Origin of the sequence: Micromonospora sp. RHAY321 (genome assembly GCF_023896955.1) — a bacterium.
GTDB lineage: Bacteria > Actinomycetota > Actinomycetes > Mycobacteriales > Micromonosporaceae > Micromonospora.
Genome location: NZ_JAMHIW010000016.1, coordinates 18,128 through 44,481 on the forward strand (window position 1 = coordinate 18,128; position 26,354 = coordinate 44,481).

Consider the following 26,354-nt stretch of genomic DNA (forward strand, 5'->3'; position numbering starts at 1 on the left):
GCGGTGGCCTCCTCCGGTGGACGGGCGGCGGCCCGGCGCGGGGTCCGCGCCGGGCCGCCTGGTCGGCTGCTGCTCACGCTCACGCCGTCTGACGGCGGGTCTTGGTGGCGGTGTCGATCAGGTCCCAGACCAGCACCACGGCCGCGCCCAGGGCGATGGCAGCCCCGAGGGTGTTCCGGTTGTCCGTTTCCGCCAGCCAGCTCAGTCGATCGCCCAGGGCCGGGTTGAGCAGTCGGTCGGAGAGCGCCAACCACACCACCGGCACCGAGAACGCCAGGTTGAGCAGGGCCTTCACCCCGAACAGGGTCCAGGTCCAGCGCCCGATCCGGTACTTGACGATCTCGAACACCAGGGTGGCCACCAGCACCGCGATCAGCGCCGGCAGCCAGAACGACCACAGCGCGGGGTCGAGGAGCGGGATGTTGCCGCCGTCGGTCTCGTGCACCCAGGACTGGTAGTGCTGGAAGGGCAGGTAACCGATGGTCAGCACCAGCATGGCGATCGACGCGATGGTGTCGGCCAGGGAGATGTCCTTGTGTGCGGGGACGTCCGGCAGTTGGTCGACGGTCCAGCCGGGCAGGTCGACGGTGGGTTGGAAGCGCTCGATGAGGGCGAAGGTCAGGGTGAGCCAGAAGGCGATCTGGACGGCCACCTGGATGGCGGTGCCGATGCCGGTGCCGATGGCCCCGAAGCCCTTGCCGTCCGCCACGTCGATGACCGCGACCACGGTGCCGACGATCGCCGGGATGAACGTGATCAGCAGCTTCAGCAGTCGCAGCCAGACCAGGTAGTAGGTCGGGCCGATGAGCTGCAGCCGGCGGTCGGCGTACCGGGCGGCCAGCAGGTCGGGGTTGCCCAGCTCGGTGAGCACCTCCCGCTCCGCGGTGGTGGCGTCCTGGCCGCCGCCGGCACGGTCCTCGATCATGTCTTCGATCGAGGCGCGCAGCTCGGTGGCGATCTCCTCCCGGCGCTGGGTGGGCACCGAGCGCAGGGTGGCGGCGAGGTAGCGGTCGGTCAGGGTGTTCATCGGTCCACTCCTTGGATCAGCCCGGTGATGGAGGTCTGCACGTCGGCGAGGTCGTCCAGCAGCCGGCTCAGCATCGACTCGCCCTCGTCGCTGGTCCGGTAGAACTTGCGCGGCCGGCTCTCCTCGGTGTTCCACTCGCTGGTCAGCAGCCCCTGGTCCTCCAGGCGGCGCAGCAGCGGGTAGAGCGTGTTGGCGTCCACCGGGAAGCCGTGGTCGGTGAGCCGTTGCAGTAGTGCGTAGCCGTAGTCCGGTCGGCGCAGCGCGACCAGGCTGGCCACCACGACGGTGCCTCGACGCAGCTCCTGTAGGTGCGTCTTCAGAACGTCCTCGCTAACCATGTGTCACACCATAGTGTGTGCTACACAGTGTTGTCCACCCCGATAACATCGTGTCTGCTCGGGTCCCGCGAATGTGGCTGTCGGCCGGGTCCTGGATGTGAAGCTGTCCCCATGGCGGGATGCCGGTGACGAAGGGGACACGTCTGCCGCTGACCCGCGTGTCGAGCGGGTCGCAGCGGGCGGATCTGCTGGAGCTGTTCTTCGACCTCGCCTTCGTCGCCGGTCTGACGATGACCTCGGCGAAGATGGCGGCCGAGCAGTCCTGGACCGGCATTGGTCAGTCCCTGCTGGCCCTGTCGACGCTCTGGGCGGTCTGGGTCACCACCACCCTCATCACCGACACCTACAGTCCGCGGAAGCGACCGATCCCGTACCTGGTCCTGGGCGCGATGTTCGGCCTCATGCTGATGTCGGCCGCGCTGCCGGCCGCGTTCGGCGACCACGGGCTGATCTTCGGCGGCACCTGGGCCGCCATCAACCTGGGCCGCGGGCTGGCGCTCATCCGGTCCCTCCGCGGCCGGCAGGAGCAGGAGCGTTCCGTGCGCGCCCTGGTCTGGAACGTCGGCTCGGGCGCCCTCTGGGTGGTCGGCGGCCTGGTGGCCGACCCCGGGTGGCGGCTGGTCGTGTGGCTGGCCGCGCTGGCCACCGACTACATCGCGTTCGGGTTCCGCTTCCCCATCCCGGGCCGGCCGCCCCTGCCGCAGTACCAGGTGGCGCCCGAGCACCTCGCCGAGCGGTACCAGCAGATCTACATCCTCACCCTGGGAGAACTGATCCTGGTCAGCGTCCTCAGCCTGAGCCACCAGCCGTTCACCGCGGCTCGGATCGGCGCCTTCGCCACCGCCTTCCTGACGGCCGTGGTGCTGTGGTGGAGCTACGCACGAGGAGCGGGCGCGACCCTCCGCGCCGCCATCGAGTCGTCACCCCACCGAGGCCGGCTGGTGCAGACCAACCCGTACGCACACTGGTTGATGGTGGCGGGAGTGGTCGCCACGGCCGCCGGGCTGGAGCGGGTCATCGCGGAGCCGGGGCAGCCTCCGGGCGGCCCCATGACCGCCCTCATCCTGGGCGGCGCCGGGCTCTTCCTGTGCGGCCGGGTGGTGCTGGAACACGAGGTCTACCAGCGCGTGCCGCTGTCACACCTCATCGGCGTCCTCGCGGCGATCGCCCTGGCGCCGTCGGCGGCGCACCTGCCCGGCCTGGCGGTGAGCGTCGCCGCCGGCCTCGTGCTGCTGGGCGTCGCGGTCGCCGAACTCCTGCGGGCGCGGCGTCATCCGACCGAGGCGCCAGCGATCGCCTGACGGCGGCCGGTCGCGCCCTACTCGAAGCGGGACGGGTCTCCCGCGCCCCGGCGCAGGATCTCCGGCTCCGGCCCCGACAGGTCGATCACGGTCGTCGGCTCCTTGCCGCAGTCGCCGGCGTCGAGCACCGCGTCGAGCTGGTGGTCGAGCCGTTCCTTGATCTCCCATCCCTGGGTCATCGGCTCGTCGTCGCCGGGCAGGACCAGGGTGCTGGACACCAGCGGCTCGCCCAGCTCGGCCAGCAGCGCCTGGGTGACGGTGTGCCGGGGTACGCGGACGCCGACGGTGCGCTTCTTGGGATGCAGCATCCGGCGCGGCACCTCGCGGGTGGCCGGCAGGATGAAGGTGTAGCTGCCCGGGGTGGACGCCTTCACCAGGCGGAAGACCGAGTTGCTGATCTGGACGAACTGGCCGAGCTGCGCGAAGTCGCGGCAGACCAGGGTGAAGTGGTGCCGATCGTCGAGGTGGCGAATCTCGCGGATCCGGTCCAGCCCGTCCCGGTTGCCCAGCTGGATGCCGAGCGCGTAGCAGGAGTCCGTCGGGTAGGCGACCAGCCCACCACCTCGGATCAGGTCGGCGACCTGGCCGATGATCCGGGGCTGCGGGTTCTCCGGGTGCACGTCGTAGTACCTCGCCATCCTCCGAGACTAGCTGTGGAGGAGACGCGGACCACCCTCGGCGCGGACGGTGGAGCCGTCGAGATCACCTCGGTAGGGTAGGTCCCGGTCGGGTCCGACCAACAAGATCCACATCGCCGGGGGGCGCCACGCATGGCCGATTCGTTCGCGCATCTGCATGTGCACACCGAGTACTCGATGCTCGACGGAGCGGCCCGACTCAAGGACCTGTTCGCCGAGGCCAACCGGCTCGGCATGCCGGCGGTGGCGATCACCGACCACGGCAACATGCACGGCGCGAACGACTTCTACAACCAGGCGATGGCCGCCGGGATCACCCCGATCCTGGGCGTCGAGGCGTACGTGGCGCCGGAGTCGCGCTATCACAAGGCGCGGGTCAAGTGGGGCCGGCCGGAGCAGAAGAGCGACGACATCTCCGGTAACGGCGCGATCACCCACAAGACCATGTGGGCGAAGAACGCGCAGGGCCTGAAGAACCTCTTCACCCTCAACTCGCGCGCGTCCATGGAGGGGCACTACGTCAAGTGGCCCCGGATGGACATGGAGCTGATCGCCGAGCACGCCGAGGGCATCATGGCCACCACCGGCTGCCCCTCCGGCGCGGTGCAGACCCGGCTGCGGCTGGGCCAGTTCGACGAGGCCCTCAAGGTCGCCGCCAGCTACCAGGACATCTTCGGCAAGGACAACTACTTCCTGGAGATCATGGACCACGGCCTCTCCATCGAGCGCCGGGTCCGCGAGGGGCTCACCGAGATCGCCCGCAAGCTCGACATCCCGCCGGTGGTCACCAACGACTCGCACTACACCCACGAGGCGCAGGCCACCGCGCACGACGTGCTGCTCTGCGTGCAGACCGGCAGCAACATCGACGACCCGAACCGGTTCCGGTTCGAGGGCGGCGGCTACTTCATCAAGAGCGCCGACCAGATGCGCGCGGTCGACTCGTCCGAGCTGTGGCAGCAGGGCTGCCGCAACACCCTGCTGGTCGCCGAGAAGGTCGACCCGAAGGGCATGTTCGAGTTCCACAACCTGATGCCACGCTTCCCGGTCCCCGAGGGCGAGACCGAGGAGTCCTGGTTCCGCAAGGAGACGTTCGCCGGCCTGGCCCGCCGCTACCCGAACGGCATCCCGGAGGGGCACGTCGTCCAGGCCGAGTACGAGCTGGGCGTCATCAACCAGATGGGCTTCCCGTCGTACTTCCTCGTGGTCGCCGACTTCATCCAGTGGGCCAAGAGCCAGGGCATCTCGGTGGGCCCGGGTCGTGGTTCGGCCGCCGGCTCGCTCGTCGCGTACGCGCTGGGCATCACCGACCTGGACCCGATCCAGCACGGCCTGATCTTCGAGCGGTTCCTGAACCCCGAGCGTGTGTCGATGCCGGATGTCGACATCGACTTCGACGAGCGTCGGCGCGGTGAGGTGATCAAGTACGTCACCGACAAGTGGGGTGAGGACAAGGTCGCCCAGATCGCGACCTTCGGCACGATCAAGGCGAAGGCCGCGATCAAGGACTCGGCCCGGGTGCTGGGTTTCCCGTACGCGGTCGGCGACCGGATCACCAAGGCGATGCCGCCGGCCGTGATGGGCAAGGACATCCCGCTCACCGGCATCTTCGACCCGAAGCACCCCCGCTACGCCGAAGCCGGCGAGATCCGTGGCCTGTACGACTCCGACCCGGACGTCCGCAAGGTGATCGACACCGCCAAGGGCATCGAGGGCCTGATCCGGCAGACCGGTGTGCACGCCGCGGGCGTCATCATGTCCGCCGAGCCGATCATCGAGCACATCCCGTTGATGCGCCGCGACGCCGACGGCGCGATCATCACGCAGTTCGACTACCCGACCTGCGAGTCGCTCGGGCTGCTGAAGATGGACTTCCTCGGCCTGCGCAACCTGACGATCATCGACGACGCGGTCAAGAACATCGAGCTCAACCACGGCAAGAAACTCGACCTGCTGGCCCTGCCGCTGGACGACCCGGCCGCCTACGAGCTGCTGGCCCGTGGTGACACCCTCGGCGTGTTCCAGCTCGACGGTGGGCCGATGCGCTCGCTGCTGCGGTTGATGAAGCCGGACAACTTCGAGGACATCTCCGCCGTCCTGGCGCTGTACCGGCCCGGCCCGATGGGCGTCGACTCGCACACCAACTACGCGCTGCGCAAGAACGGCCTCCAGGAGATCACGCCGATCCACCCGGAGCTGGAGGAGCCGCTGCGGGAGATCCTGGAACCCACCCACGGCCTGATCGTCTACCAGGAGCAGGTGCAGCGCGCCGCGCAGATCCTCGCCGGCTACACCCTCGGCCAGGCGGACCTGCTCCGCCGGGCCATGGGTAAGAAGAAGAAGGAGATCCTCGACAAGGAGTTCATCCCGTTCCGGGACGGCTGCCGCGAGCGCGGCTACTCCGACGAGGCGATCCAGGCGGTGTGGGACGTCCTGGTGCCGTTCGCCGGGTACGCCTTCAACAAGGCGCACTCGGCCGCGTACGGCCTGGTCTCCTACTGGACCGCGTACCTCAAGGCGCACTACCCGGCCGAGTACATGGCGGGGCTGCTGACCAGCGTCGGCGACGACAAGGACAAGATGGCGCTCTACCTGTCCGAGTGTCGACGGATGCGCATCCAGGTGCTGCCGCCGGACGTGAACACCTCCGCCGGGCCGTTCACACCGGTCGGCAAGGACATCCGGTTCGGTCTGGCCGCCGTGCGCAACGTCGGCGCGAACGTGGTCGCCTCGATCATGCGGTGCCGGGAGGAGAAGGGCGAGTACACCGACTTCTACGACTTCCTGTCCAAGGTGGACGCGGTGGTCTGCAACAAGAAGACCATCGAATCGCTGATCAAGGCGGGCGCGTTCGACTCCCTCGAACACCCGCGCAAGGGCCTGCTCGCGGTGCACGCCGACGCCATCGACGCGTACGCCGATGTCAAGCGCAAGGAGGCGGTCGGCCAGTACGACCTCTTCGGCGCCGGCTTCGGTGACGCCGACACGGGCAGCACGACGGTGATGCCGGTGATCGGCGACAGCGAGTGGGACAAGCGGGACAAGCTGGCCTTCGAGCGCGAGATGCTCGGCCTGTACGTCTCGGACCACCCGCTGTTCGGCCTGGAGCACATCCTCGGCGCGGCGGCCGACACCACCATCGCCTCCCTCGCCGAGGACGGCGCGGTGCCCGACGGCGCGGTCGTCACCCTCGCCGGCATCCTCTCCGGTGTGCAGCGCCGGGTCACCAAGCAGGGCCGGGCCTGGGCCTCGGCCACCCTGGAGGACCTGGCCGGCGGCGTGGAGACGTTGTTCTTCCCCAACACCTACGAGGTGATCGGGCAGTACATCGCCGAGGACGCGATCGTGGTGGTCAAGGGGCGGGTGGACCGCCGCGACGACACCCCACGCATCATGGCGATGGACATGTCCATGCCGGACGTCAGCACCAGCGCCACCAACAAGCCGGTCACCCTCACCATCCCGGTGCACCGGTGCACGCCACCGCTGGTGGAACGGCTCAAGGAGACGCTGGTGCTGCACCCCGGCGACACCGAGGTGCACGTCAAGCTGCTCAACGGCGGGCGCACCACCACGCTGCGGCTGGGTCCGTTCCGGGTGGCGGCGACCACCGCGCTGATGGGTGACCTGAAGAGCGTCCTCGGCCCGGCCAACGTGAGCTGACCGGGCCGGGACGCCCGCCGGGCTCAGCCCCGGTCGGGGGCCGCGATCTCCCGCAGCTGGCCGTCGGCCAGCCGCAGCCAGCGCTGCACGCCGATCTCGGCGAGGAACCGTTCGTCGTGGCTGACCACCACGAACGCGCCCTGGTACGCGCTCAGCGCGCTCTCCAACTGGGCGACGCTGACCAGGTCCAGGTTGTTGGTCGGCTCGTCGAGCAGCAGCAGTTGCGGTGCCGGTTCGGCGCAGAGCACGCAGGCGAGGGTGGCGCGCAGCCGCTCACCGCCGGAGAGCACCCCGACGGGCAGGTTCACCCGCGCGCCCCGGAACAGGAACCGGGCGAGCAGGTTCATCCGCTTGGCGTCCGGCAGGCTCGGCGCGTACGCGGCGAAGTTCTCCGCCACCGTGCGGTCCAGGTTTAGCAGGTCCAGCCGCTGCGACAGGTACGCGATCCGCCCGTCGGCCCGCTTGATCTCGCCGCCGGCCGGGTCGAGGTCACCGTCGACGAGGCGCAGCAGGGTCGACTTGCCCGCACCGTTGGGGCCGGTGAGCGCGATCCGCTCCGGTCCCCGGATCACCAGGTCGGCGCCGTCACCGGCGAACAGGTCCCGGTCGTCGAATCGGACCCGCATGCCCTGCCCGGAGAAGACCGTGCGGCCGGCCGGGACGGTGGTGTCCGACAGGTCCACGACGATCCGGTCCTCCTCGCGCAGCGCCCGACCGGCCTCGTCGAGCCGGGCCTTGGCCTCACCGAGCCGGCTGGAGTGCGTCTCCTGCGCCCGGCCCGCCGACTCCTGCGCACTGCGCTTGAGCCCACCGGCCACGATCCGGGCCAGCCCCGCGTTCTTCAGGTTCCGGCTGGCGTTGCTGGCCCGCCGGTCGGCCCGCTCGCGGGCCTGCTGCATCTCCCGCTTCTCCCGCTTGACCTCCTGCTCGGCGTTGCGGATGTTGCTCTCGGCCACCTCCCGCGCCGCCTGCACCGCCTCGGTGTACGCGGTGAAGTTGCCGCCGTACCAGCGGATCTCTCCTCGGTCCAGCTCGGCGATGCGGTCCATCCGGTCCAGCAGCTCCCGGTCGTGGCTGACCAGCAGCAGGCAGCCGGTCCAATCCGTCAGCACGTCGTAGAGCTTGTGCCGCGCCTCCAGGTCCAGGTTGTTGGTGGGCTCGTCGAGCAGCAGCACGTCGGGGCGCCGGAGCAGCTGCGCCGCCAGTCCGAGGGAGACCACCTGACCGCCGGAGAGGGTGCGCAGCCTCCGGTCGAGCGACAGCTCGCCCAGGCCGAGGCGCTCCAGCTCGGCGCGGGTGCGCTCCTCGATGTCCCAGTCGTCGCCGATCGTGGCGAAGTGCTCCTCGCTGGCGTCGCCGGCCTCGATGGCGTGCAGCGCCGCGATCCGCTCGGCGACGCCCAGCACCTCGGCCACGGTCAGGTCGCCGGCCAGCGGCAGGGTCTGCGGGAGGTAGCCGAGCACACCGTCGACGGTGACGCTGCCGCCGCTGGGCCGCAGCTCCCCGGCGATCAGCCGCAGCAGGGTGCTCTTGCCGGTGCCGTTGGGCGCGACGAGGCCGGTGCGGCCGCCGGGGACGGTGAAGGACAGCTCCGAGAAGACCGGGGTGTCGTCCGGCCAGGAGAAGGACAGGTTCGAGCAGACGATGAACGCATCAGACATGCGAGTGACCTCAAAGGGTGGGTGGGCGCGCCGGAGCCGCCCGAGGAAACCGGACTGGTGAAACGACGGCATGGCCACAGCGGCTGCGCGGACGCGCGCCGAACGGTGGCCTGAGACATCCGGTATCACCCGGAGATGTCGTCGTCACCCGCCATGTCTGGTCTCCCTCGTCAACCGCTGACACCCAACTCCGCCGAGTCTAACAACGGATCTTCCCCCCGCCACCGCCTTCCCGGCGCGCCCCCCGCCCTCCACCCGGCGATCTTGCATGTCCGGTCGCGGAAATGTCGCTAGCGCGGCAATAGTCCCGACAGAAAGTGCAAGATCGCCGGGGTGGGGGGCGGGGTCCGGGGCGAAGTGGGTGTTGGTTAGCGCGGGCGGTACTCGACCTCGGGGCGGCCGGGGGTGCCGTAGCGGGGGTGGCGGGCGGCCCGGTCGATGGTCACCAGGTACTCCAGGTAGCGGCGGGCGGTCACCCGTGAGATGCCGGTCCGTGTGCTCACCTCGGTCGCGGACAGCCCCGCCTCCGCGTCGGCCTCCTCGGTGAGGGCGGCGCGAACCCGGTTCAGGGTCTGCGCGTCGAGGCCCTTGGGCAGGCTGTGCCCGGCCGTGCCGCGCAGGGTGGCGAACATCTGGTCCACCTCGTGCTGGGCGGCCACCTCGCCGTCGGCGAGCGCCTGGGCGCGGTAGTCGGCGTACCGCTCCAGCTTGTCGCGGAACGCGGCGAACGTGAACGGCTTGAGCAGGTAGTGGGTCACCCCCAGCGAGACCGCGGTGCGGACCACCGCGAGGTCCCGCGCGGAGGTCACCGCCAGCACGTCGACGCTGCTGCCCGCCGCGCGCAGCGCCCGGCAGACGTCCAGGCCGTGCAGGTCGGGCAGCCGGAAATCGAGGAGTACGAGGTCCACGTCGCCGCCGTCGTTGGCCCGCAGCGCCGCCATCGCCGCCCGCGCCGTGTGTGCCACCCCGACCACCACGAAACCGGGAACCCGCTCGGTGTACGCCGCGTGCGCCTCGGCCAGCAGCGGCTCGTCCTCGACGACCAGCACCCGGATGTCGGTCATCGGCGTGCCGCGACGATCGGCAGGCGCACGGTGAACAGGCTGCCGCCGTCGTCCGAGCGGCCCACCTCGGAGCGGCCGCCGTGCCGGTGGACCACCTGCCCGACGAGTGCCAGGCCGAGGCCCCGGCCGGTGCTCTTCGTGGACCAGCCGCGCCGGAACGCGTCCGCCACCCGGTCCGGTGCCAGCCCCGGGCCGCTGTCGGCGACCCGCACCGTCAGCTCGTCGTCGACGACGCCGATGAAGACCCGCACCCGGCGGGGAGCCGGCGTACCGGCCACCGCCTCGAGGGCGTTGTCGACCAGGTTGCCGACCACCGTGAGCAGGTCGCCGGTGGGCAGAGGGCTGTCGTCGAGGCGGCAGTCCGGCTCGATCACCAGGTCCACCCCGCGTTCGCTTGCCTGCGCCGACTTGCCGAGCAGCAGCGCGGCCAGCGCCGGCTCGGTCACCGCGCCGACCACCCGGTCGGTCAACTGCTGGGCGAGGGCCAGGTCGCGGGTGCCGAGCCGGACGGCCTCGTCGGCGCGGCCCAGCTCGACCAGGGTCAGCACGGTGTGCAGCCGGTTGGCCGATTCGTGGGTCTGCGCCTGCAACGCCTCGGTCAGGGCACGCACCGAGTCCAGTTCGCTGGCCAGGGTGCGCAGCTCGGTCTGGTCGCGCAGGGTGAGCACGGTGCCGAGCACCGCGCCCTCGAAGCGGGTGGTCCGCTGGTTGGCGACCAGCACCCGGTCACCGGCGAGGATGGGCTCGTCGCGGGCGTCCCGCCCGGAGCCGAGCAGCTCGGCCACCGCGGGCGGCAGGTCGATCCCGGCCACCGGTTGGTCGATCACCTGCGCGTCCGTGCCGAGGCCCAGCAGCCGGCGTCCCTCGTCGTTGACCAGCGCCACCCGCCGGTCGCGGGTCAGGACGACCAGACCCTCGCGCACGGAGTGCAGAACCGCGTCGTAGTACTCGTACATCCGGGTCATCTGGGCCGGCCCGAGGCCGTGCGTCTGCCGGCGGAGCCGGCGGCTGAGCAGCCAGGAGCCGGTCGCGGCGAGGGCGAGCGCCGGTGCGACGACGCCCAGGAGCACCGGCAGCTGGCCGAGCAGTTTGCGGTCGATCGCCCGGGTGGTGATGCCCACCGACACCAGGCCGACGATCCGCCGCTGATCGTCGTACACCGGAACGACCGCGCGCACCGACTCGCCGAGCGTGCCGACGTTGGTGATCGTGAACGGTTGGCCGGCCAGGGCGGGCTCGATCTCCCCGACGAACGGCCGGCCGATCAGCTCCCGGGTCGGGTGCGAGTAGCGGGTCCGGTCGGGGGCCATCACCACCACGAAGTCGGTGCCCGTGGCCAGCCGGGTCGACTCGGCGTACGGCTGGAGGGTGCCGGCCGGGTCGGCGGTCGTGAGGGCCGCGCGGACGTCGGGGGAGCGGGCCACGGTCTGCGCCACCGCGAGCACCTCCTCCTGCGCGGCCTGGCGGGAGTCGCTGCGGGCCAGCCACACGGCCCCCGCCGCACCGGCCAGCACGAGCAGCGTCACCACCACCGCCTGGAGGGCGAACAGTTGCCCCGCGATGCTCCACTGGCGTCGGGCCACCTCCACCACCTCCTCGTTGCGCCGGTGTCGCCGACCGGTTTCGTTTGTGAATTTGCCGGTGAACAGAATGACCGCAAGGCTGTCAACACCTGAGACGCGCTTCACATTGTCGACATGGACACCACCGCATCCACCACTACACCGACACCGTCGGTCCGACGGGACCGTACCCGTTATCTCTACCTCGCCGTCATCGTGGCCGTGCTGGCCGGCATCGTGGTCGGCCTCGTCGCCCCCGACTTCGGCAAGGAGCTCAAGCCGATCGGCACCGGCTTCGTCAACCTGATCAAGATGATGATCAGTCCGGTCATCTTCTGCACCATCGTGCTGGGCGTCGGCTCCGTCCGGCAGGCGGCGAAGGTCGGCAAGGTCGGTGGCCTCGCCCTGGGCTACTTCCTCACCATGTCGACCGTCGCGCTCGCGATCGGCCTGGTGGTCGGCAACCTCATCCACCCCGGCTCGGGCCTGGACCTGGGCCAGGACCTCGCCGGTGCGGGCAAGGCCGCCGCCGGTGACGAGGCCGGCGGTACGACGGAGTTCCTCCTCGGGGTCATCCCGACCACGCTGCTCTCCGCGCTCACCGAGGGCGAGGTGCTCCAGACGCTGCTGGTGGCGCTGCTGGTCGGCTTCGCCGTCCAGGCCATGGGCCGGCGCGGTGAGCCGGTGCTGAGTGCCATCGGGGTCATCCAGCGGGTGGTGTTCAAGGTGCTCGCCATGATCATGTGGCTGGCGCCGATCGGCGCGTTCGGCGCCATGGCGGCCGTCGTCGGCGCGACCGGCGTGGACGCGCTCAAGAGCCTCGCGCAGATCATGGTCGGCTTCTACGTCACCTGTCTGATCTTCGTGGTGGTGATCCTCGGCGCGCTGCTCTGGTTCATCGCCCGGATCTCGATCTTCTCGCTGCTGCGCTACCTGGGCCGGGAGTTCCTGCTGATCCTGTCGACCTCGTCGTCGGAGTCGGCGCTGCCGCGGCTCATCGCGAAGATGGAGCACTTCGGCGTGAGCAAGCCCGTCGTCGGCATCACGGTGCCGACCGGGTACTCGTTCAACCTCGACGGGACGGCCATCTACCTGACGATGGCGTCGCTGTTCATCGCCGACGCGCTGGGCAAGCCGCTGTCGATCGGCGAGCAGGTGTCGCTGCTGCTGTTCATGATCATTGCATCGAAGGGTGCTGCTGGGGTGACCGGCGCGGGGCTGGCGACTCTGGCTGGTGGGCTTCAGTCGCACCGGCCGGACCTCGTGGACGGTGTCGGTCTGATCGTGGGCATCGACCGGTTCATGTCGGAGGCGCGGGCGCTGACCAACTTCGCGGGCAACGCCGTGGCGACCGTGCTGGTGGGGACCTGGACCGGGGAGTTCGATCGGGACCGGGCGGTCGGTGTGCTGCGCGGCGACGACCCGTTCGACGAGGCGACGATGCTCGACGAGCACGACGACGAGGACGAGTCCGAGCCGCGGCGGTCCGACGACGAGCGGGCCACCGTACCGGCCTGACCCGGCGATCAGGGACCTCCCCTTGTCGGCTTGGCCGAGCGCAGGAGCGACCCCCGGTTATCCCTTAGGCAGGTGAGAGGCCGCTTCCCGAAAGGAGGTGGCCTCTCTGCCGTTGTACGGCAGTGTTGTGCAATCGCTGTTGTTGTGTGCGGGCGCTACCGCGAGGGTGGTGACCGTGACGAACATGCTGAGGGTTCAGGACCTTCGCCAAATGTGCGCAATGCTGCTGGACGCAGTGGAACAGCGGTTCGGGCCGGACATCGAGCTGTCGGGCGTCGGTGTCGACGCCTACTGGGACGTCGACCTGCGGACCGCGTTCGAGCTGCGGGAGGACCCGGCACCGGGGATCGATGTCGGGCAGAGCGGCGACGACATCGCGGAGCTGAACGCGCTGCTGCGCCGTCCGACGGACGACGTGCCGGTGCTCTGGCACGACCTGCAACACCTTGCCGGAGCCCTGCGGCTACTGGCCTATCTCGACCTACCAGCTTCGGGAGCCGGCGAGAGCTGAGGCCAGCCGCTGTGAATGATGCCCTCTGCGAGCTAGCAGCGTGCCGGGGTCAGCGGCCAGGGGTGCCGTGCGGCCATCCAATGACACGGTCGGCGGTGACACCTCGGACGTTGGCCCCGTCCCACCGGACCCCCGTAACGTCCGTGCGCCCGTACTCCGGATTGTGCGTCGAGACGTAGCCGAACCGCGCGTAGGACAGATCCGTGTCACGCAGATCGGCATCCCGCAGATCGCAGCCAGAGAAGCGAGTGCCTCGGATGGAGGCACCCCGAAGGTCGGCGCCGCGGAAATCACACAACTTGAAAGATTGCCCATCAAGGGTGCGATGCCGAAGATCGCGACCCACGAACGACTGTCTGGTCGCGCCGGGCAGGATGCTCATCCGCGAACCGTAGCCGGATCATTCCTTGCCGAACCACCGGCTTTCAGCGCGCTCTACGGGTCTGAGGTCAGCACCTCGCCGCCTGCGGACCAGAGCGTGCCGCCAGGTAGGCGGCGCGCTGTAGAGTCCGCTGTCGCTCGGCTCTGTGTCCGCCGAGCAGGACGGAGCCTTTGATGGGGAGAATCCCGCGATTCGCGGCGGCCCTGGCGTTCAGCTTGCTCGTATCGATGGCCCCCGCAGGATGTAGCCGGTATTTCGGGTGCGCACCCCAGCCCCCCGAAGACATCACCGAGTCAGACCTGGCAGGGATCTACACCAGTCTTGAAGGTGGAAGGATCGAGCTAAGCGAAGATGGGCGCTACAGCGCCAGCAATCTTCCCGAGGCCAACGAAGAGGGCACGTGGACTCTCGACCTCGATTCAAAGAGCACCGAGGATCTGAGGCTTGAGGACCTGCAGCTGTGGATTTCCGGCAACCGAGAAGAGCCCTGGCTGTACCGATTTGAAGGCGACCCCGACGGTTGCGATCTGACTAGGTTCCACAGGGCCGCCCGCTGACCCGAGGATCGCGCTCCTCTTGGTTTGAGGGATCGGCTGCAGGGAGGGGATCTACTCGGCGACGAAGACGCCTACGCCTGGCAGCGTCTCGGTCATGCCCTTGATCCGTAGCACCTGCATGGCACGGTCGATGACCGGCTCTGTAACGCCGTAGTGCTCGATCAGCTCTCGCCGGCTGGGCAGCTTGGAGCCCGGCTGGAACTCGCCGGACTTGATGCGTTCGGCGAGGTCGTCGGCGATCTGCTCATAGCGGTAACGCGGCGGCACGGTGGTTCCCCTCGGTTGGCAACACGAGTAGACCACCTACGCCAGCCCTGGCTACCCAACGCTATCTATGGGTGGTTGCCAAGGAGGTCGGTTCCCCCGGCGAGCCAAGGTCCGAATTCAGCGCCTCGTCTGACGCCGGCAGCACAGCAGCGAAGTGCAGCAGCCGTGCCACTCAGCTGAGCCGAGAAGACGGCCGTCTCGCCGAGAGTTCAATTCGAAGCGGTCACTCCGCGGCTGAGTCGCCGGTCGAGCTAGACGGAACCTGGTGCTCCACCGGGAGGCTCCACAGCAGGAGCTGGAACGGGTCCTCGCCGCAGGTGAGCCAGGTGCCGTCCCCAAGCGCCATCGGGCTCTCCGAAACGGGCATCGGGTACTCGACCTGACCGAGCACTTCACCCTGCGCCGCGTCGATTAGCCAATGCTGCGGGCGACCGTACTCCTCGTCGTTCTCCTCGGCGCTCGCGATCACCGTGCGCTCGTCGACGAAGCCACACCGGTAGTCCCAGTAGGGCTCCTCGGCCGTGTCCGACGGTGGCTGCGGGTTCGACTGAAGCTGGTCGGCCGCAATTTCGTGCAGCACCGCTCCGTCGGGAAGCCGATGAACGGCCAGGTCTCCCTGATCGTGGGCGACCGTGAGGAACAGCCGTCCGGACGGGCTGACATCGATGAGGCAGCGGTCGTCGTCCCCGATAGAGGTGACGGTGAGTCGGACGCCGTCCCACCGACCCCACCGCAGCGGGACACCGTCCTGGCCCTCGCCGATGCTGAGGCCCATCTGTCCAACGTCCGGGTGGGGAACGTGGTGGGAGCCGGCGGCCGCGGTGCCGGTCGAGGCCCGTCCCAGGATGCGACCGTCGGCGGCGTCGATCACGAGCCACTCCTCGTCGTGCTCCGGCTCGGCGTCGTCCGGTAGTGGGGTGCGTACGTGCGCCCACACCGTCGAGCCGTCCGCGCTGATCCAGCAGGAGCCCCGATCGGGACAGCGGTGCTCGCCGGTGCCGGCGTACTCCTCGTAGGACTCATGGTGGGACGAGCAGGGCGAGCCCCAGCAGGCGTGCCGCACCCTCCACCGCAGCGCGCCGGTCTCGTCGACCGCGTGCAGCGCGTGCTGACCGCTGAAGACCGCCAGGTCGAGGGTGGGGCTCACCGCATCGACTCCGCCCGCCCCACGCGGCCATGGCGCTGGGAACCTCGCGGCGGGAGTGTCGTCACCGCCGAGGAGCCGGTCGAGGTCGTACGCCGACAGTTCGTCGTCCCTGCGGATCACGACGAGCCGGCGATGCGGCCACCGCTGGACGGCGGGAGTGTCAGCGGTGCTGGCGATACCGGGTACGCGAGGGGAGTTCGACGGAATCCGGAAGGACGTCACGAGGCGAGGGGTGAAGCGCACCGAGACATCCTGCCAGGACTCGCCGTCTACCACGGCTCCGAGAATTCCGCCCCGCTCTCCGCGACCCAGATGTCCTCTGAATCGCCGCGAAACCCGCCGCCGCCGAGAGCTCTCGGTGAAGAATGATGGGCCGGGGAGGGTGTCGCGACGAACCCGGGGGACCAGGCGTGCTCGGAACCAGCCTCCTGGGCCGGCTTCGCAGTCGTGACCCGGGGGATGCCGTCCTGCGGCGCGCGGCACGGCTGACCCTTGTCGCGTCCGTCGTCTTCTACGCCTGTCGCTACGGCGTCGGCAGCCCGATGCTCGCCACGTACGGCCTGTTCGGCGTGGTCGCCTCCGGGGCGTTCGCGCAGTTGCCCGGGCCGGCGCCCCAGCGGGCGCGGATCCTGGTCAGCACACTGCCGGTGGTCTGGGCGCTGATCAGCGCGGGCACGGTGTTGGCGGGCAGCACCTGGATGGCGTCCGTCGGGATGCTGGTCATCGGGTTCGTCGTGGCGTTCGCCGGCGTCGGCAATCCGCGCCTGCTCGGGCTGGGCAGCGCGTTCCAGCTCTTCTACATCCTGGCGTCCTTCCCGCCGTACGATCCGGGCACCCTGCCGGAGCGGTTGGCCGGGGTCACGCTCGCCATCGTGGTGCTCGCCGTGGCCGAGGTGTTCCTCTGGCCCGATCCGGTGCCGCTGTCCTACCGGCAACGGCTGGCCGAGGCGGCGGACGGCGTGGCGGCGTTTCTCGATGCCGCGGCGGACGTGCTGACCGACCCGCACGGCGGTGACGGTGGTCGGGACGCGCGGCGCGAGCGGGCGTCCGCTGCGGTGGCGGAGCTCGCGTTGATCCGTACCCCCGCGGCGTGGGCACCGACCGCGGCCGACGCGCGTGACCGCGCACTGCGGGTCTGCTCGGCGGCGTTGCGGGAGGTGCTCGCCGAGGCGGACCGGTTGGCGGCGGAGGCCCCACCGGAGCCGATCCCGGACCTGGCGGCGGCGCGGCTGCTGCGGTCGTGCGCCGACACGACCCGTGCCGCCGGCCGGAGCCTGTCGCCGGGTGCGCCGCCGGTTGACCTCGGCGGCCTGGACGCTGCGGTCTTGCAAGCTGAGATGGCGTACCCCGGCGGGCGGGACGGCCGCGGCGACGCGCCGGAGGTACCCCGGTTGTGCCGGGACGCGACCGCGCTGGCCCTCGCCGGTCAGGTGCGGGTCCTCGCCGTCGCGGCTCGGGTGGCCAGCGGGTCGCGGCTCGACGACGGGGATGACTACTCGGGGCTGTTCGAGTTCGCGCGCCATGGCCCGTGGTCGCTGTACTGGCGGCAGTTCCGCGCCCACCTCGCACCCAGCTCGGCCCACCTGCACAGCTCGCTGCGGCTGGCGGTGGCGCTGGCCATCGCCCGGGTGACCGCCGGGACGCTACAACTCACCCACGGCTTCTGGGTGCTCCTGGCCACCCTCACCGTTCTGCGCACCTCGGCCGCGGACACCCGCACCGCGCTGCGGCCCGCCGTGGTGGGCACGACCGTCGGCGCCGTCGTCAGCGGTGGGCTGATGCTCGTCATCGACGAGCCGATCGTGTACGCCGTCGCGTTGCCGTTCACCCTGATGCTGGCCTTCGGCGTCGGCCGCCTGCTCGGTCCGGTCTGGCAACAGGCGCTGTTCACGGTCCTGCTGACGTTCGTCTTCGCCCAGCTCGCCCCCGAAGGGTGGCGGCTAGCCGAGGCCCGCCTGGTCGACGTCGTGCTCGGCGCGGTGATCGGCGTGCTCGCCGGCGTGGCCATGTGGCCGCGCGGCGCGAGCCGCGACCTCCGGCACAACGCGGCCCGCTATCTGGCAGCCAGCGGGGACGCGGTCGAGCAGACCGTGCAGGCGGTGCTCGGCGGTCCACCGCCCGACCGAGCCCTCCACCGGGTGCGGCAGCGGATGATCCTGGTCGACTCGTCGCACAGCCAGTACCACTCCGAGCGGCACGACCAGCCGAGCCGGCGGGTGGACTGGGACGGGGTCCTGGGCGCCGGGCACCACGTGATGGCCGGTGCCGAGTCGCTGCTGCGCCGCAACCCACCCGGCTGCCTCGCCGGCTGGGCTCCGGCCGCGGGGTTGCTGCGGGAGTCGGCCCGCGAGCTGCGTTCGGCGTACGACGACCTCGCCGACCAGATCGCCCACGGTCGGCCCTCAGGGCCGGTGCCCACCCCGCCCGGCTGCGTCGACGAACTCGACCGGATCCGCCCGCTGCTCGGCGACGTCGGCTCCCGGCCCTCGGTCCGGCATCTCGTGGAGGTCGACCAGTGGCTCGCCGCCCTCGCCGACAGCCTGGCCCGGATCCACCCGCCCCCCGACGGCTCGTCTGCCGACCGGAGCGGGAAGCCGTGAGCCGGAGCGGGTGCCACCGCTCAATGCCGACCACGCCCGCCCATCCGTCATCGAGACGCCCACCACAGGCCGCCGATCGCCGATTGGCCGTGCCGGTCCGCGCCTGTCCCGCCTAGCGTCGCTGGTATGGAGATTGAGCAGGCACAGAAGCTCTGGCAGCCGGAGCCCGGCTGGCTGAACACCGCCTCCTACGGGCTGCCGCCCGAGCCGGCCTGGACGGCGATGCAGGAGGCCCTCGCCGGCTGGCGGGTCGGCAGTACGTCGTGGGAGGGCTGGGGGGACTCCGTGAACCGGGCGCGTACCGCGTTCGCCGGCCTGATCGGGGTGCCGGGCGAGGACGTGGCGGTCGGTGCGACCGCCTCGCAGATGTTGGCACCGGTCGCGGCGGCGCTGCCGGCCGGGACGACGGTGCTGGTCCCCGAGGTCGAGTTCACCTCCAACCTCTTTCCCTGGCTGGTCCAGGAGGAGCGGGGCGTCACGGTCCGCACCGTACCGGCGGACGGGCTGGCCGACGCGATCGACGCCGACACCGATCTGGTCGCGTTCAGCCTGGTGCAGTCGGCCGACGGCTCCGTCGCGGCGTACGACGAGATCGTGGCCGCGGCCCGCGCGCACGGTGCGCTGGTCGTGGTGGACGCGAGCCAGGCGTGCGGCTGGCTGCCGTTCGACGGGAGCCTGGCCGACGTGGTCGTGGTGAGCGGCTACAAGTGGGTGATGGGTCCGCGTGGCTGCGCGTACGCCTATCTGGCCCCGGCGTTGCGTGACCGGCTGCGCCCCGACGCCGCAGGCTGGTACGCGGGCCGCGACCCGTACGCCTCCTACTACGGCCCGCCACTGCGGCTGGCCGACGACGCCCGCCGGTTCGACATCTCACCGGCGTGGTTCAGCTGGGTGGGCGCGGCGCCCGCCCTGGAGTTGGTCGCCGAGATCGGCGTGCCGGCGATCCGGGCGCACGACGTGGCGCTGGCCAACCGGTTCCTGACCGGGCTGGGCCGACCGCCGGGGGAGAGCGCCATCGTCACCGTCGACGTGCCCGACGCGGAGCGGCGCCTGGCGGCGGCCGGCATCCGGGCGGCGGTACGCGCCGGGCGGGTCCGGGCCTCCTTCCACATCTACTCCACGGAGGCCGATGTGGACGCCGCCCTGACGGCGCTGACCGGCTGAGCCGGTCAGCGCCACATCCGCTCAGGCCAGGTGGCCACCGATCTTCGTGTAGCCGCGCAGCAGGTCCCGCGAGATGATCAGTCGCTGCATCTCGTCGGTGCCCTCGAAGATCCGGTAGAGGCGGACCTGCCGGTACCAGCGCTCGATGGGCAGCTCGCGGGTGTAGCCCATGCCGCCGTGGATCTGGAGCACCCGGTCGACCACCCGGTTGACCATGCCGGCGCCGTAGAGCTTGCCCATCGACGAGGCGTGCCGGGGATCCATGCCCTGGTCGACCGTCCACGCCGACTTCAGCACCAGCCAGCGGGCGGCCTCCAGCTCGGTCTCCGAGTCGGCGATCATCCACTGGATGGCCTGGTTGGTGCCGATCTTCGCGCCGAAGGTCTCCCGGGTGTTGGCGTGGTCGATCGCCATCTGCAGGACCCGCTCGGCGATGCCGATGGCGTGCGACGGGATGGTGTAGCGGCCCTTGCCGATCCACTCCATGCCGAGCGTGAAGCCCTGCCCGATCTCGCCGAGGATGTTGCGGTGCGGCACGCGTACGCCGTCGAAGATCAGGGACGCGGGGCCGCCCTCGCCCATGGTCTGGATGAACTCCGACCGCCAGCCCATCGCCCGGTCCACCAGGAACGCGGTGGCGCCGCCGTTGCGGGCGCCCTTCTCCCGGTCGGTCACCGCGACCACGATGGCGAAGTCCGCCTCGTTGCCGCCGGTGATGAAGGTCTTCTCGCCGTCGAGGATCCAGTCGTCGCCGTCGCGGCGGGCGGACAGCCGGATGTTCGCCGCGTCCGAGCCGGCGCCCGGCTCGGTGATCGCGAAGCAGGAACGCCGCTCGCCCTCGATGGTCGGGATGAGGAACTCGCGCTTCTGCTCCTCGGTGGCGTGGAACAGGATGTTGTCGGCCTCGCCGCCGAAGCGGAACGGCACGAACGTGTGGCCCAGCTCCGTCCAGATCAGCGACTGGAGGACGGCAGGCAGGTTCATCCCGCCGTACTCCTCGGGGGTGGCCAGGCCCCAGAAGCCGAACTTGCGTGCCTTGAGTTGCAGCTCGCGGACCTCGGAGTGGTCCAGGCCGGGCTGGTGCGCCCGTTCCCGGCGGAGCACCTCCGCCTCCAGCGGCATCACCTCGCGGCGGATGAACGACCGGACGGTGTCCCGTACCGCCCGCTCCTCGTCGGTCAGCGAAAAGTCCACGGTGGTCCTCCTGGCGTCGGTGCTGCCGGTCACCCTTAAACTAGCGGTGTAAGTTTTGCCGCGTCCAGACCCCGTGGCCGAACCCGCGAGGAGCGCAGTGCCCCGACCACGTCAGCCCCGGCTCACCCGGCAGCTCATCGTCGAGACCGCCACGGCGGTGATCGACGCCGAGGGCCTGCCGGCGCTGTCCACCCGCCGGCTCGCCGCCGAGCTGGGCGTGCGCGGCCCGTCGCTCTACAACCACTTCGCCACCAAGGACGAGATCCTGGACGCCGTCGCCGACACCGTCACCGGTGCCGTCGACACCAGCGGCTTCGCCAGCCGGGACTGGGCCGCGGCGCTGCGCGACTGGGCGTGGTCGTACCGGCGGGCGCTCACCGCCCACCCGAACATCGTGCCGTACCTGGCCCAGGGACCGGGCCGCCGGCCGGCCGCGCTGGCCATGGCCGACGCGGTCTACGGCGGCCTGGTACGCGCCGGCTGGCCGCCGGCCCGGGCCACCCACATCGGCGCGGCGCTGCGGTACTTCGTGGCCGGGTCGGCGCTCGGCTCGTTCGCCCGCGGCTTCGTCGAGGACCCCGAGCTGTACGCCGCGCACTACCCGCACCTGCGCCAGGCGCACCGGCTCGCCGAGCACCAGCAGAGCGTGGACGAGGGAGCCTTCGCCCTCGGCCTGGACGCCCTGCTGCACGGCCTGGTCGCCGAGTACGCCCGCACCGTCGACCCGGTGGAGTCCGCCCGTCCCAGCGGGTAGCGTCCAAACTCCCAGCGCTAGTTTCATCGCCCATCGCCCACCCCCGAAGGGACGACATGGACCTCGCCGCCCCGCCGTCGCAACTGCTGCCCGACGCCCTGCGCCTGCGGCGCCACCTGCACATCGCCGGCGAGTGGACCCAGTCCACCGGCGGCGACGTGATCGAGGTGGAGAACCCGGCCACCGGTGAGCCGATCGGGCAGGTGCCCGCCGGCACACCGACGGACGTGGACCGGGCCGTCGCCGCGGCCCGCGCCGCCTTTCCCGGCTGGGCGGCCGCCGCCCCCGCCGAGCGCTCCGCGTGCCTCGACCGGCTGCACATCGCGCTCGCCGCGCGCGCCGACGACCTGGCCCGCACCATCGCCGTGGAGCTGGGCGCGCCGCTCAAGCTCGCCACCCGGGTGCAGGTCGGGCTGCCGCTGACCGTGCTGCGCGACCACGTCGCGCTCGCCGCCCGCCCACCGGTCGAGGAGAGCGTCGGCAACTCGCTCGTCGTCCGCGAGCCGATCGGTGTGGTCGGTGCGATCACCCCGTGGAACTACCCGCTGCACCAGGTCATGGCGAAGCTGGCGCCCGCGCTCGCCGCCGGCTGCACGGTCGTGCTCAAGCCCAGCGAGCTGACGCCGCTGACGGCGTACCTGCTCTTCGACGCGGTCACCGAGGCCGGGCTGCCGCCCGGTGTGCTCAACCTGGTCCCGGGCACCGGCCCGGTGGTCGGCGAGGCGCTCGCCGGGCACCCCGACGTCGATATGGTCTCGTTCACCGGCTCCACCGCCACCGGCGCGCGGATCATGCGGCTCGCCGCCGACCGGATCGCCCGGGTCGCGCTGGAACTGGGTGGCAAGTCGGCCAACGTGATCCTCCCCGACGCCGACCTGGCCACCGCGGTCAAGGTGGGCGTCGGCAACGCCCTGCTCAACTCCGGTCAGACCTGCACCGCGTGGACGCGGATGCTGGTGCACCGCGACCGGTACGCCGAGGCGCTCGATCTGATCGCCGCCGCGGTGGCCGGCTACCGCCTCGGCGACCCGTTCGACCCGGCCACCCGGCTCGGCCCGCTGGTCTCCGCCGCCCAGGCCGAGCGGGTCCGCGGCCACGTCGACCGTGCCCTCGCCGACGGCGCCCGGCTGGTCGCCGGAGGCCCGGACGCACCCGTGCCGGCCAGGGGGCACTTCGTCGCACCGACCGTCTTCGCCGACGTGCACCCGGACAGCGCGCTCGCCCAGGAGGAGGTGTTCGGCCCGGTGCTCGCCGTCATCCCGTTCGACGACACCGACGAGGCGGTGGCCATCGCCAACAACTCGAAGTACGGGCTGGCCGGCGCCGTGTGGTCCGCCGACACCGACGCCGCGCTCGCGGTGGCCCGGCGGCTGCGCACCGGCGCCGTCGACATCAACGGAGCACCGTTCAACCCGCTCGCCCCGTTCGGCGGCTACAAGCAGTCCGGCCTGGGTCGGGAGCTGGGCGTGCACGGCCTTGCCGAGTTCCGCGAGCTGAAGGCGATCCAGCGATGACCGGCCCCGAGCTGTCCCCGACCGTGTCGACGGGCGGCGCCGAGCCGGCGTCCGCACCGGTCACCGTCCGCGCGCTCGTCGCGCGCGGGCCCGGTGCCGAGCTGCGGGTCGAGCAGGTACGTCTGCCCGCGCCCGGCCCCGGCGAGGTGCGGGTGAACATCCGGGCCGCCGGTGTCTGCCACTCCGATCTGTCCATGGTGAACGGCACTCTCGCCGCGAGGTTCCCGCTGGTGCTCGGGCACGAGGCGACCGGGGTGGTGGCCGAGGCCGGGCCGGGCAGCCGGCTGGCGATCGGCACCCCGGTGGTGCTCAACTGGGCGCCGGCCTGCCGGAGTTGCTGGTGGTGCGGTCACGGCGAGCCGTGGCTCTGCGCCGCCACCACCGCACCGACCGTGCCGCGTGGCGAGACCGACGACGGCACCCCGTTGCACCTGACCCTCGGCCTCGGCGCGCTCGCCGAGGCGGTGGTGGTGCCCGAGCGCGCCGTCATCCCGATCCCCGCCGGCCTGCCGCCCGAGCAGGCCGCGCTGCTCGGCTGCGCGGTGCTCACCGGCGCGGGCGCGGTCCGCAACACCGCCGGGGTGGCTCCCGGCGAGTCGGTGGCGGTGGTCGGGCTCGGCGGTGTCGGGCTCGCCGTGCTCAGCGCGGCCCGCCGGGCCGGCGCCACGACGATCCTCGCCGTCGACGTCGCCGAGGCGAAGCGGGACCTGGCGCTCGCCGCCGGGGCGACCGACTTCCTGCTCTCCGACGACCGGCTCTCCAAGGAGGTGCGGGCGCGCACCGAGGGTCGGGGCGTCGACCACGCCTTCGAGTGCGTCGGTCGGGCCACCACCATCCGGGCGGCCTGGCGGCTCACCCGGCGCGGGGGAACGGTGACCGTGGTCGGCATGGGCGCGAAGGACGACATGGTCAGCCTCGGCGCCCTCGACATCTTCCACTCCGCCCGTACGCTGCGCTCCTCGGTGTACGGCTCGTCCGACCCGGACCGGGAGGTGCCCGTGCTGGCCGCCGAACTGGCCGACGGTGCGCTGGATCTGGGCGTGCTGGTCAGCGGCACGATCACGCTGGACGAAGCGCCCACGGCGTTCGACCGGCTTGCGCGGGGCGAGGGCGCCCGCTGGGTGGTCACCCTGGACTGAGCCGAACGGCGTCGGCGGTCGACCGCCGGCCGGACAGCAGGTGTCCGGTCAGTGCGGCGGCGAGGCCGGCAAGCCCGGCCGCCGCGAACCCGCCGGCCGGCACGGACAGGTCGATCGCCACGCCGACGAGCGGGGATCCGAGCGCGAAACCAGCGCTCTGCGCTGACGATTGCAGACCTGTCACCTCACCCCGCGCGCCGGGCGGCGCCAGCCGGCTCACCGCGTCGGCCACCGTGGCAAGGGTCGGCGCGGTGAGCAGCCCACTGCCGACGACCGCCACGCACAGCCAGGGCCAGTCGTGGGCGAATCCGACGGGAATGGTCACGAGCCCGAGCAGGCCGAGCAGCAGCCACGTGGGCAGTGGCCGGGACAGCGCACCGTAGATCAGTCCGCCGACGACGGACGACACGCCGAACACCACCACGACCACGGCGGCCCAGGACACCTGACCGGCTTCTCGCAGTGTGGCGACGATGGCGAGGTCGACGCCGCTGAGCAGCGTCGTCGTGCCGAACGCCATCGTCAGCGCGGCGATCAGGTCGGCGTCCAGCCACTGCCTGCGGGCAGGTCGTCCGGCCGCGGCGGCATCCGCCTCGTCCTCGGCGCGCATCGGTGGGTTGAGCACGGCGATGCCAGCTCCGCCGACCAGGATCGCGGCACCGACGCCCCACGCCACCACCTCGGGCGACAGCGTCGCCGCACACAGGATCACCACCGCCGGGCCCACGATGTACGACAGCTCGCCCTGCACCGACTCCAACGCGAACGCGGCCCGGCGCTGCTCCGCCGTCGTCATCGCGGCGATCGCCTGCCTGCCCACCGCCTGGGCCGGCACCATCAGCAGACCCGCCACGAAGCTGGCGACCAGCAGGAACGCGTACGGCAGCAGCGGCACGCCCAGCCAGAACACCAGCTGCGCCACGACGGTTACCAGCAGCACGGTGCGCAGGCCCCGCGAGTCGATCATGCGGCCGAGCAGCGGCCCACCCAGCGCCACTCCGGCGGTCAGGGCCGCCGCGACACCACCCGCCGCCGCGTAGCTCAGCTCCAGGCCCAGCACGACATGCAGCGTCAGCGCCGTCACGTCGGCCGTGATCGCGGTGCGGGCCAGCAGTGAGACGCCGAGCAGCGGCGCCATCCCGGCACGGCGAGCACCTGTCGATACCTGGTCACCCGTTCGACGCTAGGTCACCCATCAGCCCATAAGAAGTGGGTGTCTTGTTGGGGTTGGCATAATGACCGCTTATGGCAAGAGATCTGGAAACGGCCTTGCTACGGTCGTTCGTCACGGCCGTACGCTCGGGCAGCATCAGCCGCGCCGCGACCGCGCTCGGGCATACCCAGCCCGCTCTCAGCCAGCAGTTGCGCAGGCTCGAAAGCGTCGTCGGCCGTCCGCTGCTGCACCGGTCGCCGTCCGGCGTCTCGCCGACCCGGGCGGGTGAGGAACTCCTGCCGTACGCCGAACGCATCCTCTCGCTCTGCGCACAGGCACTCACCGAAACCGGACGCGCGCTGACCGGCCACTGCGGCGTCGGGTTGCTCGAGGACCTCGCCGCGGCCCAGCTGCCGCAGGCCCTCGCCGACCTCGCCCGGCTGCACCCCGGCGCGACGCTGGAGGTGCTCAACGTTTCCAACGCCGCCATGCGGGAGGCCTACGACGCGGGCCGCGTCCAACTCGTGCTCGACGCGGTGCCGGACATCCCCGCGCCGCCCCGCTGGACGGTGCGCCGCCCGCTCGTCTGGGCGGTCGGCCACGGTGTGGACGTGACCGCCGATCCGCTGCCGGTGGTGCTGTTCTCGAACCCGTGCTTCTGGCGTACGTCCGTCCTGGAATCGCTGGAAGGTGCCGGTCGGCGTTGGCGGGTGGCCTTCGAGAGCAACAGCCTGGTCGGGGTGCTCGCCGCGGTACGGGCCGGGCTCGGCGTCGCGGCGGTCATGCCCGCGAACCTCGAACCGGTCATGGCCTGCCACGACGCGGACGCCCTGCCTGTGCTGCCGGACGTCGAACTCGGTCTCGCACGGCACCCCCGGACGGAGGGTGACCCGCTGATCGATGCCGTGGAGACCGCGCTGCGTCGGATGGTCTGAGCCTCGCGCGCGTGCGACGAGAGCCAGGACGGCGCTGACCGCCAGTGCGACGGCGACCACGATCGCCATGGTGAAGCCGACGGGCATGGGGTTGGGGCCTTCCGCTGGGCGTTGTGGATCATCAACCTGGGGGCCTGGTCGAGTCGGCGGCACGAGCAAGTGGCTCCCGCACACGTCACCTGCGGGTCGAATATGGAGCTGACCGACATGGCTCGACTCCCGCGGCCCGCCGTAGGTTTCGTCCACGCGACGGCCCTGTGACCAC

Annotated in this window: 22 protein-coding genes; 11 read left to right on the top strand and 11 right to left on the bottom strand. The window is 71.2% G+C overall.

Annotated elements, in window-relative coordinates:
• Positions 1-79: 79 nt before the first annotated feature.
• Both M8C17_RS25620 and M8C17_RS25625 read right to left on the bottom strand, forming a co-directional pair.
• Positions 80-1,027 (bottom strand): permease prefix domain 1-containing protein, encoded by a 948-nt coding sequence (locus M8C17_RS25620; protein ID WP_252419112.1) that lies wholly within the window; start codon positions 1,025-1,027, stop codon positions 80-82.
• A complete protein-coding gene (locus M8C17_RS25625) occupies positions 1,024-1,365 on the bottom strand; it encodes a PadR family transcriptional regulator (protein ID WP_252419113.1) in 342 nt (113 codons plus the stop codon). The genes M8C17_RS25620 and M8C17_RS25625 overlap by 4 nt, the downstream gene beginning before the upstream one ends.
• 125 nt (positions 1,366-1,490) lie before the next feature.
• On the opposite strand from M8C17_RS25625, the gene M8C17_RS25630 reads away from it, so the two are divergent.
• Positions 1,491-2,666 carry a low temperature requirement protein A gene (locus M8C17_RS25630; RefSeq protein ID WP_252419114.1) on the top strand — a complete coding sequence of 392 codons (1,176 nt, stop codon included), beginning with the start codon at positions 1,491-1,493 and terminating at the stop codon, positions 2,664-2,666.
• 17 nt (positions 2,667-2,683) lie between these two features.
• Here M8C17_RS25630 and M8C17_RS25635 read toward each other — a convergent pair whose 3' ends face one another.
• Positions 2,684-3,304 carry an L-threonylcarbamoyladenylate synthase gene (locus tag M8C17_RS25635; protein ID WP_252419115.1) on the bottom strand — a complete coding sequence of 207 codons (621 nt, stop codon included), beginning with the start codon at positions 3,302-3,304 and terminating at the stop codon, positions 2,684-2,686.
• A gap of 132 nt (positions 3,305-3,436) precedes the next feature.
• Here M8C17_RS25635 and dnaE point away from each other — a divergent pair, with 132 nt between their 5' ends.
• Entirely contained in the window at positions 3,437-6,967 is a 3,531-nt protein-coding gene (gene dnaE, locus M8C17_RS25640) for a DNA polymerase III subunit alpha (RefSeq protein ID WP_252419116.1), read from the top strand.
• 23 nt (positions 6,968-6,990) lie between these two features.
• Here the strand turns inward: dnaE and abc-f are convergent, their stop codons facing one another.
• The 3 genes from abc-f to M8C17_RS25655 all read right to left on the bottom strand — a co-directional run bounded on the left by abc-f (position 6,991) and on the right by M8C17_RS25655 (position 11,275).
• Complete coding sequence (gene abc-f / locus M8C17_RS25645) at positions 6,991-8,628, bottom strand: ribosomal protection-like ABC-F family protein (RefSeq protein ID WP_252419117.1); 1,638 nt, start codon at positions 8,626-8,628, stop codon at positions 6,991-6,993.
• A 368-nt stretch (positions 8,629-8,996) separates the two neighbouring features.
• Positions 8,997-9,692, bottom strand: coding sequence for a response regulator (locus M8C17_RS25650; RefSeq protein ID WP_252419118.1), 696 nt, complete (start codon positions 9,690-9,692; stop codon positions 8,997-8,999).
• The gene (locus M8C17_RS25655; protein WP_252419119.1) at positions 9,689-11,275 is read right to left on the bottom strand and encodes a sensor histidine kinase; all 1,587 of its coding nucleotides are present in this window, start codon (positions 11,273-11,275) and stop codon (positions 9,689-9,691) included. The genes M8C17_RS25650 and M8C17_RS25655 overlap by 4 nt, the downstream gene beginning before the upstream one ends.
• 114 nt (positions 11,276-11,389) lie before the next feature.
• Here M8C17_RS25655 and M8C17_RS25660 point away from each other — a divergent pair, with 114 nt between their 5' ends.
• Together M8C17_RS25660 and M8C17_RS25665 are read left to right on the top strand one after the other, a co-directional pair.
• Positions 11,390-12,772 carry a cation:dicarboxylate symporter family transporter gene (locus M8C17_RS25660; protein WP_252419120.1) on the top strand — a complete coding sequence of 461 codons (1,383 nt, stop codon included), beginning with the start codon at positions 11,390-11,392 and terminating at the stop codon, positions 12,770-12,772.
• 220 nt (positions 12,773-12,992) lie between these two features.
• Positions 12,993-13,283 (top strand): hypothetical protein, encoded by a 291-nt coding sequence (locus M8C17_RS25665; RefSeq protein ID WP_252419121.1) that lies wholly within the window; start codon positions 12,993-12,995, stop codon positions 13,281-13,283.
• 49 nt (positions 13,284-13,332) lie between these two features.
• On the opposite strand, the gene M8C17_RS25670 is transcribed toward M8C17_RS25665, so the two are convergent.
• Complete coding sequence (locus M8C17_RS25670) at positions 13,333-13,665, bottom strand: pentapeptide repeat-containing protein (RefSeq protein ID WP_252419122.1); 333 nt, start codon at positions 13,663-13,665, stop codon at positions 13,333-13,335.
• Positions 13,666-13,838: 173 nt separating this feature from the next.
• On the opposite strand from M8C17_RS25670, the gene M8C17_RS25675 reads away from it, so the two are divergent.
• Positions 13,839-14,222: a hypothetical protein gene (locus M8C17_RS25675; RefSeq protein WP_252419123.1), complete on the top strand. Its 384-nt coding sequence runs from the start codon at positions 13,839-13,841 to the stop codon at positions 14,220-14,222.
• Positions 14,223-14,273: 51 nt separating this feature from the next.
• Here M8C17_RS25675 and M8C17_RS25680 read toward each other — a convergent pair whose 3' ends face one another.
• Together M8C17_RS25680 and M8C17_RS25685 are read right to left on the bottom strand one after the other, a co-directional pair.
• Entirely contained in the window at positions 14,274-14,525 is a 252-nt protein-coding gene (locus tag M8C17_RS25680) for a FadR/GntR family transcriptional regulator (protein WP_252419124.1), read from the bottom strand.
• 187 nt (positions 14,526-14,712) lie between these two features.
• Complete coding sequence (locus tag M8C17_RS25685; RefSeq protein ID WP_252419125.1) at positions 14,713-15,636, bottom strand: hypothetical protein; 924 nt, start codon at positions 15,634-15,636, stop codon at positions 14,713-14,715.
• Positions 15,637-16,046: 410 nt separating this feature from the next.
• On the opposite strand from M8C17_RS25685, the gene M8C17_RS32220 reads away from it, so the two are divergent.
• Both M8C17_RS32220 and M8C17_RS25695 read left to right on the top strand, forming a co-directional pair.
• Complete coding sequence (locus tag M8C17_RS32220) at positions 16,047-18,236, top strand: FUSC family protein (protein WP_252419126.1); 2,190 nt, start codon at positions 16,047-16,049, stop codon at positions 18,234-18,236.
• 126 nt (positions 18,237-18,362) lie between these two features.
• Positions 18,363-19,400, top strand: coding sequence for an aminotransferase class V-fold PLP-dependent enzyme (locus M8C17_RS25695; protein ID WP_252419127.1), 1,038 nt, complete (start codon positions 18,363-18,365; stop codon positions 19,398-19,400).
• Positions 19,401-19,421: 21 nt separating this feature from the next.
• Here the strand turns inward: M8C17_RS25695 and M8C17_RS25700 are convergent, their stop codons facing one another.
• On the bottom strand, positions 19,422-20,594 hold the full coding sequence (locus M8C17_RS25700) for an acyl-CoA dehydrogenase family protein (protein ID WP_252419128.1): 1,173 nt from the start codon (positions 20,592-20,594) through the stop codon (positions 19,422-19,424).
• A 97-nt stretch (positions 20,595-20,691) separates the two neighbouring features.
• Here M8C17_RS25700 and M8C17_RS25705 point away from each other — a divergent pair, with 97 nt between their 5' ends.
• Genes M8C17_RS25705 through M8C17_RS25715 form a run of 3 tightly spaced genes read left to right on the top strand, consistent with a single transcriptional unit; the run spans position 20,692 to position 24,001 of the window.
• On the top strand, positions 20,692-21,348 hold the full coding sequence (locus M8C17_RS25705; RefSeq protein ID WP_252419129.1) for a TetR/AcrR family transcriptional regulator C-terminal domain-containing protein: 657 nt from the start codon (positions 20,692-20,694) through the stop codon (positions 21,346-21,348).
• 56 nt (positions 21,349-21,404) lie between these two features.
• Positions 21,405-22,862, top strand: a complete 1,458-nt coding sequence (locus tag M8C17_RS25710; RefSeq protein WP_252419130.1) for an aldehyde dehydrogenase family protein — start codon at positions 21,405-21,407, stop codon at positions 22,860-22,862.
• Positions 22,859-24,001, top strand: coding sequence for an alcohol dehydrogenase catalytic domain-containing protein (locus M8C17_RS25715; RefSeq protein WP_252419131.1), 1,143 nt, complete (start codon positions 22,859-22,861; stop codon positions 23,999-24,001). The genes M8C17_RS25710 and M8C17_RS25715 overlap by 4 nt, the downstream gene beginning before the upstream one ends.
• On the opposite strand, the gene M8C17_RS25720 is transcribed toward M8C17_RS25715, so the two are convergent.
• On the bottom strand, positions 23,988-25,139 hold the full coding sequence (locus M8C17_RS25720; protein ID WP_252419132.1) for an MFS transporter: 1,152 nt from the start codon (positions 25,137-25,139) through the stop codon (positions 23,988-23,990). The genes M8C17_RS25715 and M8C17_RS25720 overlap by 14 nt on opposite strands.
• 107 nt (positions 25,140-25,246) lie before the next feature.
• Here M8C17_RS25720 and M8C17_RS25725 point away from each other — a divergent pair, with 107 nt between their 5' ends.
• Positions 25,247-26,089, top strand: a complete 843-nt coding sequence (locus M8C17_RS25725) for a LysR family transcriptional regulator (protein ID WP_252419133.1) — start codon at positions 25,247-25,249, stop codon at positions 26,087-26,089.
• Positions 26,090-26,354 lie beyond the last annotated feature (265 nt).